The sequence below is a fragment of the Fictibacillus sp. 7GRE50 genome (assembly GCF_015903875.1).
GTDB classification, from domain to species: domain Bacteria; phylum Bacillota; class Bacilli; order Bacillales; family Fictibacillaceae; genus Fictibacillus; species Fictibacillus phosphorivorans.
The window spans coordinates 19055-31951 of sequence record NZ_JACZDW010000008.1 but is presented as its reverse complement, the minus strand read 5'-3'; the positions used below and the strand labels follow the sequence as shown (position 1 = coordinate 31951).

At 39.5% G+C, this 12897-nt stretch carries 12 protein-coding genes; 7 read left to right on the top strand and 5 right to left on the bottom strand.

The features are described 5' to 3' along the window. The first annotated feature begins 90 nt into the window (after positions 1–90). The 5 genes from IHV12_RS20485 to IHV12_RS20465 all read left to right on the top strand — a co-directional run bounded on the left by IHV12_RS20485 (position 91) and on the right by IHV12_RS20465 (position 3532). On the top strand, positions 91–984 hold the full coding sequence (locus tag IHV12_RS20485; RefSeq protein WP_231618343.1) for a TIGR01777 family oxidoreductase: 894 nt from the start codon (positions 91–93) through the stop codon (positions 982–984). A 30-nt stretch (positions 985–1014) separates the two neighbouring features. Continuing rightward, on the top strand, positions 1015–2145 hold the full coding sequence (locus IHV12_RS20480) for an amidohydrolase (RefSeq protein ID WP_197134026.1): 1131 nt from the start codon (positions 1015–1017) through the stop codon (positions 2143–2145). 254 nt (positions 2146–2399) lie between these two features. Continuing rightward, a complete protein-coding gene (locus IHV12_RS20475) occupies positions 2400–2966 on the top strand; it encodes a GNAT family N-acetyltransferase (protein ID WP_197192113.1) in 567 nt (188 codons plus the stop codon). Positions 2967–3053: 87 nt separating this feature from the next. Beyond that, entirely contained in the window at positions 3054–3191 is a 138-nt protein-coding gene (locus tag IHV12_RS20470; RefSeq protein ID WP_197134020.1) for a hypothetical protein, read from the top strand. A gap of 176 nt (positions 3192–3367) precedes the next feature. Beyond that, a complete protein-coding gene (locus IHV12_RS20465) occupies positions 3368–3532 on the top strand; it encodes a YfhD family protein (RefSeq protein ID WP_197134017.1) in 165 nt (54 codons plus the stop codon). Between the two features lie 232 nt (positions 3533–3764). Here IHV12_RS20465 and IHV12_RS20460 read toward each other — a convergent pair whose 3' ends face one another. Together IHV12_RS20460 and rlmD are read right to left on the bottom strand one after the other, a co-directional pair. Then, positions 3765–4328 (bottom strand): maltose acetyltransferase domain-containing protein, encoded by a 564-nt coding sequence (locus tag IHV12_RS20460; protein ID WP_197192112.1) that lies wholly within the window; start codon positions 4326–4328, stop codon positions 3765–3767. Between the two features lie 27 nt (positions 4329–4355). After that, positions 4356–5747, bottom strand: a complete 1392-nt coding sequence (rlmD, locus tag IHV12_RS20455; protein WP_370568857.1) for a 23S rRNA (uracil(1939)-C(5))-methyltransferase RlmD — start codon at positions 5745–5747, stop codon at positions 4356–4358. 247 nt (positions 5748–5994) lie between these two features. Between rlmD and IHV12_RS20450 the strand changes: the two genes are divergently transcribed. Further along, on the top strand, positions 5995–8427 hold the full coding sequence (locus tag IHV12_RS20450) for a carbohydrate binding domain-containing protein (RefSeq protein ID WP_370568856.1): 2433 nt from the start codon (positions 5995–5997) through the stop codon (positions 8425–8427). Between the two features lie 106 nt (positions 8428–8533). Here IHV12_RS20450 and pdaA read toward each other — a convergent pair whose 3' ends face one another. From pdaA to IHV12_RS20435, 3 genes are all read right to left on the bottom strand, one after another. After that, positions 8534–9343 (bottom strand): delta-lactam-biosynthetic de-N-acetylase, encoded by an 810-nt coding sequence (gene pdaA / locus IHV12_RS20445; RefSeq protein WP_370568860.1) that lies wholly within the window; start codon positions 9341–9343, stop codon positions 8534–8536. Positions 9344–9703: 360 nt separating this feature from the next. Then, complete coding sequence (locus IHV12_RS20440) at positions 9704–11251, bottom strand: fumarate hydratase (protein ID WP_144703919.1); 1548 nt, start codon at positions 11249–11251, stop codon at positions 9704–9706. 107 nt (positions 11252–11358) lie between these two features. After that, positions 11359–11550, bottom strand: a complete 192-nt coding sequence (locus IHV12_RS20435; protein ID WP_066243343.1) for an SE1561 family protein — start codon at positions 11548–11550, stop codon at positions 11359–11361. A gap of 134 nt (positions 11551–11684) precedes the next feature. Between IHV12_RS20435 and yfkAB the strand changes: the two genes are divergently transcribed. Beyond that, entirely contained in the window at positions 11685–12803 is a 1119-nt protein-coding gene (gene yfkAB, locus IHV12_RS20430) for a radical SAM/CxCxxxxC motif protein YfkAB (RefSeq protein WP_197192132.1), read from the top strand. Positions 12804–12897 lie beyond the last annotated feature (94 nt).

The window sequence follows — 12897 nt, the reverse complement described above, 5'->3', positions numbered from 1 at the left end:
TCCTTAATAGGGTAATATAATATGTACAAGATGAATTATATCAAATATTCATAATTTTTAAATAAATAAATTGGAAAGAGGTGGATTACCTTGAAAAGAATCTTAGTAACCGGAGGCACTGGCTTTGTAGGGGGATTTCTAACCAAGCACCTTACAGCGCTTGGAAATGAAGTCTATATTCTGACAAGAAAAGATAAACAGTCAGAGAAAAAAGGCGTTCAATATGTGCAATGGATGGGAAGCAATGAACCTGACCTGCCTCCGATCGATGCCGTTGTTAACCTTGCTGGAGAATCTATTAATGGCAGATGGACCGATGAAAAGAAAAAATCGATTTTAAACAGCCGCTTAAAGGTGACAGAAGAATTATTAAAGCTTGTTAAGAAGATGCCTCAAAAGCCTTCTGTTTGGGTTAACGCTTCTGCCATAGGGTATTATGGTACTTCTGAAACCGAAGTGTTCACAGAGAGATCCTCAAAGCATGGCTCTGACTTTTTAGCTGAAGTCGTAAAAGCCTGGGAAACAAAAGCATCAGCAGCAGAATCCCTTGGTATCAGAACGGTTTTCACACGGTTCGGCCTCGTACTAGGTAAAGACGGTGGAGTACTTCCCCAGCTAAGCCTTCCCTATCGATTCTTTGCAGGGGGTACGGTTGGTTCAGGCGAGCAGTGGGTTTCATGGGTGCACGTAGAAGATGTAGCAAAACTCATTACAGAAGCCATAGAGAATGAACAATACTCAGGACCTGTAAATGTTACTTCCCCACATCCTGTTAAGATGAAAGAATTTGGTCAAGTAACAGCTGACGTTATGCATCGCCCACACTGGCTCCCGGCACCATCTATAGCTTTTAAAATCATGTTTGGAGAGATGAGTATGTTGATTCTCAAGGGACAGCACGTCCTTCCTGAAAAAGCGGGAAACTTAGGCTATACGTTTACATATCCTCACTTAAAGGGGGCTTTACATGATTTGTTACAATGATAATAAAAATAATTTATCAGGTGACACATTATGAAAACATTAATCCAAAAAGCAAAAGTATATCCGATTACGAGCAGCGAACTTCAGCAAGGAGATGTTCTAGTAGAAAACGGCAAAATCTCAGCTGTCGAAGCACACATAGAACCGTCAGCTGACATGGAGATCATCCAAGCTGAAAACCTGCATCTTCTTCCAGGATTCATTGATGTTCATACTCATTTAGGTTTGTATGATGAAGGAACAGGCTGGGCTGGAAATGATGCTAACGAGACGCACGAGGTGCTCACTCCTCACATCCGTGCGATCGACGGCTGCCACCCTCTAGACATCGCCTTTAAAGATGCTGTTCGTTTTGGAGTAACTACTGCTCACATCATGCCCGGAAGTGCAAATGTTATTGGTGGAACAACCTCTGTTATCAAAACGCATGGTCATGACATTAGAAAGATGATTATTAAGGAAACAGCAGGACTTAAAATCGCGTTGGGTGAAAATCCAAAACGCATTCATAGTGGACGTCATAATGATTCCATCACTCGTATGGGAATTATGGGCATGCTTCGTGAAGCCTTCTATCAAGCAAAAGATTCAGCGTATCAAGATAATTTGCGTGTTGCACCGATCGCAGCTGCTTTAAACCGTGAGATTCCTGTTCGCATTCATGCTCACCGTGCAGATGATATTCTTTCGGCTATCCGTTTTGCGGAGGAATTCAACTTAGATTTTCGTATTGAACACTGTACAGAAGGCCACCTTATTGCAGACTCATTTAAAGACTTGAACTTGAAAGTAAGCGTTGGTCCTACTCTGACACGAAAGTCCAAAATCGAACTGAAGAACAAATCATGGGAAACGTATCGTATACTATCTGAAAATAATGTTGATGTTTCCATTACGACCGATCACCCTTACATCCCTATACAGTATTTAAACGTTTGTGCGGCAATTGCTGTAAGGGAAGGTTTGAGTGAAAAAAAGGCGCTTGAAGGGATCACCATCGCTCCTGCCAGAAATCTTGGAATAGATGATCGAGTAGGCAGTATCGAGCCAGGAAAAGATGCAGATTTATCCCTTTGGACCGAGCATCCGTTCCACTTTTCTGCTACCCCTGTTATGACCATGATTGACGGTGAAATAATTTACAAAAAATCTACAAAATAACTATTTTCTTTTTTGAAAAAATGTCTTATGATACAAATAGAGCAACATGCGGATTAAGCGAATCCGGAATATTTTAAAAGTCGCTCAAGAGTCAAATACAACATTATTTTCATAAATTAAATATTGAAGCAAGGGAAGGCAATTGGTGCGCCACCAGCTATGACTGGTCCTAGTGGGTTCGATTCCCACCCCGAATTAATTTTTATTCTTAATTCGAGGGTGGGGGATACTTCTGCCCTCTAGGAGGGATTAAATTGTTGAAAAAGCGTGATTTATCAGAGAGTCATGTTCTTTACAATTTAATGGTGCACCCAGACGTCTTCCCTTTTGTGCGTCAAAAAGCGGCTTCATTCGAAGAATTTCTATTTCTAACGAAGCAAACGATCGAGGAAGAGGACCAAGGAAACATTATTTCCAGAACGATTTTGGATGAGTGGCTTAATCCAATCGGCACCATTAATTTATTTGATGTCCAAGATGGCTATGGCTTTCTTGGCACCTGGATTGGTCAGCCTTACTTTGGAAAAGGGTACAATTCTTTAGCAAAAGATGCTTTCTTTTCTGAATTGTTTTATGAAAAAGATATCCACACAATCTTTATGCGTATTCGTAAAGTAAATATTCGTTCACAAAAAGCAGCTGAAAAAATTCCCTATGTGACGTTAGCCAACGAAACAAGAAAAGATGTTTATGATCAGTTAAACCAAGGTCAGGATATCTATAACCTATATCAGATTGAAAAAGATAACTATCTCATGCACATGCTTCGTACTCAATCACAGCCTCTTGAAATTGTGGAAGAACAGTTAAAGGAAGCTTAATACAGGTAATGTGTACACTTACTCTGCGCATACTAATGAACATCACTCCTATTGAGTGGTGTTTATTTTTTCTAAGGAGGTAAAGTTATGGAAAGCCGTAAACAACAAGCAAAAGAAAGAAACAACGATCTAACAAAAACACAAGAAATTCTATATAAAGAGGAATTAAAGTCTGCAGAATCAACGGCAGAGACACAAGAAATGACAAACGAAGATAATTCCTAAGTTTTTCTTCATAGGCACGTCCCGTGGAAAGCGAGCATCTGAAACGGATTTTCTAAAAGGATGATTCTTCCTATAATATTTAGCTGAAAAATGCACATTCTATAGTTGAGGACAAGTTCCTCAATTGCTTTTGTTTTACGTTTCAAACATCGTGATATCTTTAAGGAGGTATTTGTGTGGAAAAACGTAACCGAAAGTCCTCATTGCACAATAATGCTAAAGCTTCTCAAGCCAAAGGACTTGATGTCGAGTACTCAAGTGAATTGGCAGATCAAAACGATCTTGAAGCACAAGCACGTGCACAAGCCGCTGACCGACGCCAGAAAAAAAGTCGTCGCTAAGTGCAAAAAAGACCTGCTGGGATAGCAGGTCTTTTTTTAGTATAGAAATCCTTATGGTTTTAATATATTGTGGACAAAGTTATCCACAACACTGTTGATAATGTTGATATTTCAAATTAACATAATAGTTATTGTGTGCAAATTTGTGCAAAACACAATAGTTATGCACATTTTCTGTGGAAAAACATGTGGATAGTGTGTATATTTCTGAATTTTTTAAGCTTTAAATATATTATTTCATTTCAATCGTTTTAATGATTCTTGCTGGGTTACCCCCAACTACTACGTTAGCCGGAACATTTTTGGTGACTACAGCTCCAGAAGCTACAACCACATTATCTCCAATTTTTACACCTGGATTAATAATGACTCCCCCACCGAGCCAAACGTTATTTCCAATTTCAACAGGTTTTCCATACTCTACACCCGAATTTCTTTCACTTGGATCTAATGGATGTGTAGCCGCATAAACATGAACACCTGGTGCCAGCATACAATTATCTCCAAATCGAACTTCACACACATCTAAAATGGTACAGTCAAAGTTGGCATAAAAGTTTTCCCCAACATGAATGTTATGGCCATAATCACATTTAAAGTTCGGTTCTATTCCAACATTCTGACCGGTTGATCCGAATAATTTTTTTATTAAAGATGTACGCTTATCCACTTCCTCTTCTGTTGTTGCATTGTACTCACGAGTCAGTCTTCTCGCTTGAATTCGTTCGTTTACAAGCTGCTCATCATCGGGACGATACATCTCGCCATCTATCATTTTCTCTTTTTCCGTTTTCACACAGCATCATTCCCTTCGTGTCTTGACTTATTTCAGTACTAACGTACAAACAGCTTCAACTTGTGATGTTTGCGGAAACATATCCACAGGAGTAATTTGTTCTACTTTATAACCATTACTTATTAACATGTGGACATCTTTTGCTAAGGTTGACGGATTACATGAAACGTAAATCATTTTTTTAGGTTTTGTTTTTATGATTGTTTCTAAGAAAACAGGATCACACCCCGTTCTTGGTGGATCCACTACTACAACGTCGGGTTGCCAGCCTTCTTTAACCCATTTCGGGAGAAGTTTTTCTGCTTTTCCCGTTTCATAAAAAGCATTTTTGATGTGATGTTTGTCAGCATTTTTTCTAGCATCCATGATGGATTCTTTAATAATATCCATCCCTCTCACTTCTTGGGCATCTTTTGCAAGCCACATGCCGATCGTGCCTGACCCACAATATGCATCAACGACCTTTTCATTACCAGTAAGGTTCGCCTGCCTTTTTACCTCGTTATATAAGTTCACGGTTTGCTCAGGATTCAATTGAAAAAATGCACGCGCTGATAGCTCAAAACGAAGATCGCCAAGATGCTCAGTAATCGTATCTTTTCCGTAAATCTCATCCGTCTGATCACCAAATACAAGCGAAGTTTTCTCTTCGTTTACATTTTGAACAAGAGATGTCACTTGAGGCAGTCTTTTCTTGATCTCTTCAATAAAAAGTTCTTTTTTCGGCAACTCATTGGTTGCAGTTACGATTACTAGCTGAATTTCATCTGTACGGAAAGCCGTCCTAACTACAATCGTACGAATGCTTCCAGTTTGTTCTTTTTCGTCATATACAGGAAGGTTCAGATCTCTAATAATCTGTTTCACTTTATTCGTTACAATATTCGTATCTTCGTGTTGAACGAGACAGTGATCAATGTTAATCAGCTTGTGTGAGTTGCTGCTGTAAAGACCAGCAATGATAGTATCATCGATCTTACCCACCTGAAACTGAGACTTGTTGCGATAAGCCCAAGGCTCATCCATTCCAATTGTTTTTCTCACATTCAATTTATCCCTATGAATCTTTGTGTATCGCTCGAAGGCTTGCACAACAATATCTCGTTTTTCTTTTAGTTGCGCTGGATAGGACATATGCTGAATCTGACATCCCCCGCACGTCTCATAGATCGGGCAAGGTGGTGTTACTCTATCCTTTGACTTTTTAAATACTTTTTTAATCTTTGCTTCTGCTCGATTTGGAAAGACTTTTGTAATAATAACCGACATTTCTTCACCCGGAATCCCTCCAGGGACAAATACAACTTGTCGTTCATGAAATCCGATCCCTTCTCCATTGATACCTAATCGTTTAATGGATAAAGGAATTGTCTCACCAATCTTCATAATGGGATTATTTTGTTTAGTATTCTTCATCATATCTTCACTCGTTTCTTAGCTAAAAGTGGCTTTCCTTATTGTAGACGAAACTTGCTTGTTCTACCAACTTCAATCTCAATCAAAAAAAGAGTTTATATAAAAATAATACTAAAGTCAGATTGTCTTGAATTTTTATAATCTCTATAATAGCTTTAACGAAAGCGCTTTCGTAAATAGCGCTTATCATTTTTTGTATTTTCGAAACCGCTTTCGTTTCAGTATTTATAATAAAGGAGGATATTGCTCAGTGAAAAAAATCTATGCCTTTGCTCTCTCTGCTTTATTAATAATGCCTAGCGGGGGGACTGCCTCTGCAGATGACGATGTGGATAAAGAAGTACAAAAAAAGAAAGGGAAAGCGAAATGGTCTCTTACTTGGTCAGATGAATTTAACAAACCTCAAATTGACCCAAAAAAGTGGACGTATGATATCGGTAACTGGATAAAAGATGAAGATGGGAATCTCATTACACCAGGCTGGGGAAACAATGAAAAACAGTATTATACGAACTCAGATGAGAACTCATTTATCAAAGACGGTAAATTGATTATCCGTGCTAAAAAAGAAAGTACGACTGATGACTCAGGTACTTATGATTATACGTCTGCCAAATTAAAAACAAAGGGATTATTCAGTCAAACGTATGGCCGGTATGAGGTTCGCGCTAAATCTCCTACTGGTAAAGGATTGTGGCCGGCGGTTTGGATGTTGCCTGAAAAGGACCGATATGGCGGATGGGCTGCATCAGGGGAAATAGACATCATGGAAGCTTGGGGAAGTAAACCTAATAAAGTAGCTGGCACGCTCCATTATGGGGAGACTTGGCCAAACAATCGGTATACAGGAAAAGAGTTTGAATTCCCTTTTAACGAGGGAATCAATACTTGGCACACATATGCCATCGAATGGGAACCTGGTGAGATCAGATGGTATGTAGATGGTGAACTGTACCAAACGCAAAATGAGTGGTATGCAAAAGGACAAAATAATCCGATCAAGTACTCGTATCCAGCGCCATTTGATCAAAACTTTTATTTAATCATGAACCTAGCTGTTGGCGGATGGTTTGATGGAGATCCTGATGAAACGACTACGTTCCCTCAACAGATGGAGATTGATTATGTTCGTGTATATGAGATGAAAAACCGCGATTACCGAGATCCAGTGGAACCTACTCCAAAACCTGTTGAACTGCCTGAAGATGCTAAACAACCTCTTGAAGATGGAAACCTGATTTATGACGGAAACTTTGAAAGACCTTTTACACTTATCAATCAAAATGAACAGCCTTTCGATCCATCCTACTGGAATCTTGTTACCCTTCCCGACTTTGGTGGTGAAGCTTCAGCTGATAAAGAAATGATCGATAATACGAATTTTGCAGTGATCACTCCACAAGTTCCTGGAGCATTTTCACATTCTGTTCAAGCGATCCAACTTCTTTCACTCGGTAAAAGCGGACGTTACAAAGTTAGCTTTGATGCAAAAGCAGCATCTGATCGACAAATGACTGTTAAAGTTGGCGGTGGCGCAGAGCGAGGTTGGGGTAAATACTCCAATGAAGAAAATATCAAATTAGGCACTGCACTTTCAAGTTATTCCTTTACTTTTGATATGCTTGCCGATACAGACCTTGCTGCTCGATTAGAATTCAATCTAGGAAACAACGGAAGCGTTCCTGTTTGGATCGGTAACGTGCGTGTAGAAGAAGTTACAAATGAGCCCATTGATGAGTCCGCCTCTAAGCCACCACTTCGCGATGGTAACCACATTTATAACGGAACATTCGATCAAGGCGCGATGGATCGATTAACGTACTGGAACTTTGTTTCCAAACACAAAAAAGATAGAGCTGTTGTTAGCGAGAAATCTCGTGAATTTCATGCTGATTTAAAGGGACACTCTACTAACAAAACAGATAGATACCTTGTTCAAAAAGGAATCCAATTGATCAAAGGAAATGAATACCTTTTAACTTTTAAAGGAAAAGCCGATAGAGCTCGATCCATTGCAATTGGTGTGTTAGATGAAAGCGGCAAACAGTACTATGTAACACCAGCTAAAGTAACTCTGAACAAAAAGAGTGATACGCACGAGGTAAGGTTTACGTATGAAGGAGAAACGTCAGATTATAATAGCCAGTTAATCTTTTACTTAGGCGGCAATCCTGCTGATGTTTACTTAGATGATATTGTTTTGAAAAAATTAACCAACATTCCTGATTACAACGATGTGGACATGAAACCATTAAAAAATGGAGATTTTCTTTCCGGCCTTTCATTTTGGAGCCCCTACATTCATTACGATGCTAACGCTGAAATTATGAGTGAGGAAGGCAAAGCCATGATTAACATCAATTCTGAAGGAAATGAGCCATGGAGCGTTCTTTTAGAACAAGGCAATTTAAAATTAGTTAAGGGATTGAATTACGAACTACGTTTTTCGGTTTCCTCACAGATCGCTCGCAACATAGAGGTAACGTTAGAGAACGCACAGTACAAGCGTTATTTTGCTGAGAGCATTGAAATCGGAACTGAAAAAACCACCTATACGTACAAAATAACCCCTACTGATACAGATACGTTGTCTTTAAAGTTCCTTTTTGGAAAAAGTCTAGGATCACCACTAGGCGAACATGAGATCTATCTCGATGACGTGCAGCTATCTGTTTTAAAATAATCCTTGAACGCTTAAACCACTGTTTTCTCAAAAGCAAAGGTTTAAGCGTTTTTTGTATCCTTTTAGTACAAAAAGAAACACCTTCGCAAAGTATGCAAAAGTGTTTTTAAGACTTAAACAATAATGGTGTTGGCACAGATTTCTTAAGCTGTAAGTCGTCTAAGCTTTTGAATGTGTAGCCTCTTTTTTGAAGGGCTTCAATCGTGCGTTCGAGTGCATCTGCATTGTCTTTAGAAACCGTATGCAGAAGCATGATGCTACCTGGATGAATCTGCTTCATGATCTGATTGTATGAATATTGCCAACCACGCTGTTTATTGGTTTCCCAATCTAAAAAGGCAAGTGACCAGAACACATGTGTATAGCCTTCTTGTTTAGCAAGCATAATCGTTCTTTCGCTAAACACTCCTCTTGGAGGTCGAACATAATTCATATCAGTTTTACCTGTTATCTCCGTGTATCTGTGCTTTACTTTTTCAAGCTCGTTCTTCAAACGTGCATCAGACACTTGGGTAAGATCTGGATGGTAATAAGAGTGATTCCCAACAATATGCCCTTCTTCAGCCATTCGCTTAATAAGGTGAGGGTGAGTCTTCATAAATTGTCCGGTTACAAAAAAGGCTGCAGGTACTTTCTTTCTCTTCAAAACATCCAAAACGTTATCGGTATAACCGTTTTCGTATCCGTTATCAAAGGTTAAATAGATATCTTTTTTGGTCGGGTCCCCAATAAAAAGGCTATCGTATTTATGGACGAGCTCCATGTATCTTGCATCTGTAATCGGAGGCTTCTCTTCCCCTTTTTTCTCAAAGTACCATTCCAGTCTTTGATTGGATACGCCTCTTTGAGCATAAATAACATGCGTTTGTGTAAAAAATATGATTGAAACCAATATTAGGCACAGGAGCCGATTGATTTTCATTAAACTTCCTCCTTCAAGCGACAACCTATACCTTTATTTTGGTGTAATTGTAGAAAACCATGCTAGGGATATAAAGGAAACGAGTGTAATTTGTTGAAACCAAATATCTTGGCGCTTTGTATCCGATAGTTTATATGGTGAATCTTAAATTTTTCTGCTTCAATCCACAAATTTTGATGCCTAATCCTAAAGTTTTGTGCTTCAATCCACAAGTTTTAATGCTCAATCCTAAAGTTTTTGTGATTTATCCACAAGTCTACAAATATAGACATTTTTCGACACTCCCTATTCATATCACGCGGTAAAAATAAAAAACCACAGTTCCATATCAGAACTGTGGCTCACACATTCATTTTATTTAAATACGGGATCTTTAAACTGTTCTAACTTCTGTAAGGACGATTTCTCCACATGCTCATGAAGACTGTTTCCGTGTGAATCCATCGTAACAACTGCTGTAAATCCATTAACGCGAATGTGCCACATCGCTTCTGGAACACCGAATTCCATCAGGTCAACACCTTCTACTTTCTCCATGCACTCTGCGTAATATTGTGCAGCACCGCCGATAGCGTTCAAATAAACACCACCATGTTCTTTAAGAGCTGCTAATGTTTTTGGACCCATTCCACCTTTACCAATAACTGCGCGGATTCCGAACTTTTTCATAATGTCGCCTTGGTAAGGTTCCTCACGAATACTTGTAGTCGGTCCTGCCGCTTTTACAACCCAGTTTCCTTCAGCGTCTTTTGCCATTACTGGCCCGCAGTGGTAGATGATTTGACCGTTTAGATCGATTGGAGCAGGATTATCCATTAAGTGTTTATGAATAGCATCTCGACCCGTGTGCATCATTCCGTTGATCGTCACAACATCTCCGACTTTTAGCTCACGGATTTGCTCTTCGGTAATAGGAGCTTCAAGCGTGACGCTTCTCGTCTTTTCTTCCTGCTGTTCAACAGCCGCAGCTGCTTCCTCTTCAGCTTTAGTGAAATCCACTTCTTCACCTTCTGTATACAACCAATCTTGAATTTCTCCCGTTTCAGCGTTAAGTTTTACCCCTAAACGACGGTATGCCCAACAGTTATAAGCCACAGACACAAAGAAACTCGCTGGAATACGATTGATCACACCAACTTTACAGCCAAGTAATGTCGTTTCACCGCCAAAGCCCATCGTACCGATACCAAGCTTATTCGCGTTCTCCATCACATACTCTTCAAGTTTACGAAGATTTTCGTTCGGATTAACGTCATCTACCGAACGGAATAGCATCTCTTTAGCAAGCTCATAACCTGATGTACGGTCGCCACCGATACCAACACCGATAAAGCCGGCACTACAGCCTTGGCCTTGAGCTTGGTAAACGGAGTGCATGATACATTTACGAATACCGTCTAGATCACGTCCCGCTCGTCCTAAGCCTTCTAATTCAGCAGGAAGGCTATATTGAATGTTTTTGTTCTCACAACCGCCGCCTTTTAAGATCAGACGAGCATCGATGTAATCTTCTTCCCACTGCTCAAATTTAATAACAGGCGTCCCGTCTCCTAAGTTGTCTCCACTGTTGTCTCCAGTGATCGAATCAACTGAATTCGGACGAAGTTTCGTGTCTTTTGTTGCATCCGCGATCGCTTGACGGATGGCTTTTTTCATCTTAATCTGGTTCGCTCCTACAGGAACTTTAATTTTAAAAGTAGGAAGTCCCGTATCCTGACAGATCGGCGAGACATTTTCATCTGCTTTTAAGATATTATCTGTAATCGTATCTAAAGACATCGCAGCACGTGTTCCGGCATTTTCTTTTAGCTTAGCTGCAAGAATGGCACGGCGAACGTCTTTTGGCAATTTCGTTGATGTTTCAACAATCAGCTTGTACATGCTTTCTTGAAATTTCTCCATCTCTTCACTACCCCTTTGTGACTTGCTATTGTAAGCGTAATCAAATTATTAATGAGTTCATTATAACAAAAAAAACCGTCTCTTTAATAAAGAAACGGTTTTCGGGCTTATTTTTCTTCCCAATCGTGACGGAACTGTTTGCACTTTTCTTCTAAGTCGTCCAGCATTCCGATGATTCGGTCGATCTCTTCAATTCCTGCTGTTTCAGCATCTATAGAATCTAAAACATCAACTAATAAGTCAATACGATTTTTAATATATTCTTTTTGAGAGGATTTATCCTGAATAGAGTTACCCATGTTGATCTCTCCTTTCCATCCCTTCTACTTTAACAAGGTCACGGGATTTTGCCAACAGAATATTATCCTTTTTCTTTAATGAGGCTTCGGTTAAGATAGATACTGTCCATTTATGGTCGCAAAGGAGATGTATGATGGTGTTAAAAACCGAATTAAAAGCGATTACCCCAAAGAACGATCCGTGGGAAGCTTATTTAGATATGAGTGAACATAATAAACTTCAGCTATCCAATATAGAAATAACGACAACCACATTGTGCAACATGCGTTGTGCACACTGCGCTGTCGGATACACGCTGCAAACAAAAGACCCTGAGCCTCTTCCACTTGACCTTGTCATCAAAAGACTCGATGAGATACCTCAATTAAGAGCATTCAGTATTACTGGCGGTGAGCCGATGCTTTCCTTAAAATCAGTAAATAATTACGTTGTGCCACTTTTAAAATACGCAAGAGAACGTGGTGCACGCACTCAGATCAACTCAAATTTAACTTTAGATTTAGCACGCTACGAAAAAATTATTCCGTATTTGGATGTGCTTCACATTTCCCATAACTGGGGAACGGTGGAGGAATTTTCTGATACTGGTTTTGCGATGATGGAAAAGAAGCCTTCTGTTGAACAACGCCAAGCGTATTTCACCCGCTTAGTTGAAAACGCACAAGCTTTAACAAAAGCCGGTGTGATGGTATCTGCTGAAACGATGTTAAATAAGAAGACGTTGCCCTACTTAGAAGAGATACATAAACACGTTCTTGAGATGGGCTGTCAGCGCCACGAGATTCACCCTATGTACCCAAGTGACTTTGCTAGCACATTGGAAACCATCTCTTTAGAAGAAATGCGTGAAAGTATTCATCATCTACTTGATATTCGTGATAAGAATACTTGGATGCTATTTGGGACCCTACCCTTTTATGCTTGCTCTGAAAACGAAGAGGATCTGAGATTGATCAGAAGACTTCAAACAGAAGAAAATGTTACAGTGCGTAATGACCCTGATGGAAGATCGAGGTTAAACATCAACCTGTTTGATGGCAATATTATTGTTACAGACTTTGGGGATGCTCCTGCTCTCGGGAACATTAAAGACACGAGCTTGCTTGATGCTTATGAAGCATGGAACCAATCAGAACTTGCTAAAGAACTAAGCTGTCATTGCCCAGCTGTGCAATGTTTAGGACCGAACGTGCTTGTAAAGCATTCTTACTATCAAGAAGTTGATTTTAAAAATAATACCTCAAAGCTTTAAAGCGTTAAAAAGTTATAAACTTTACAAAAGTAAGTTTAAACCGTATAATAGGAGGCAAATATAGACTGTAGAAAAAGCATCGTTTTTTCATATA

Coding starts and splice junctions, on each gene's coding strand:
- IHV12_RS20480 (WP_197134026.1), top strand. CDS start 1,015: ATGAAAACATTAATCCAAAAAGCAAAAGTATATCCGATTACGAGCAGC.
- IHV12_RS20470 (WP_197134020.1), top strand. CDS start 3,054: ATGGAAAGCCGTAAACAACAAGCAAAAGAAAGAAACAACGATCTAACA.
- rlmD (WP_370568857.1), bottom strand. CDS start 5,747: ATGATGAAGAATACTAAACAAAATAATCCCATTATGAAGATTGGTGAG.
- IHV12_RS20440 (WP_144703919.1), bottom strand. CDS start 11,251: ATGGAGAAATTTCAAGAAAGCATGTACAAGCTGATTGTTGAAACATCA.
- IHV12_RS20435 (WP_066243343.1), bottom strand. CDS start 11,550: ATGGGTAACTCTATTCAGGATAAATCCTCTCAAAAAGAATATATTAAA.
- yfkAB (WP_197192132.1), top strand. CDS start 11,685: ATGGTGTTAAAAACCGAATTAAAAGCGATTACCCCAAAGAACGATCCG.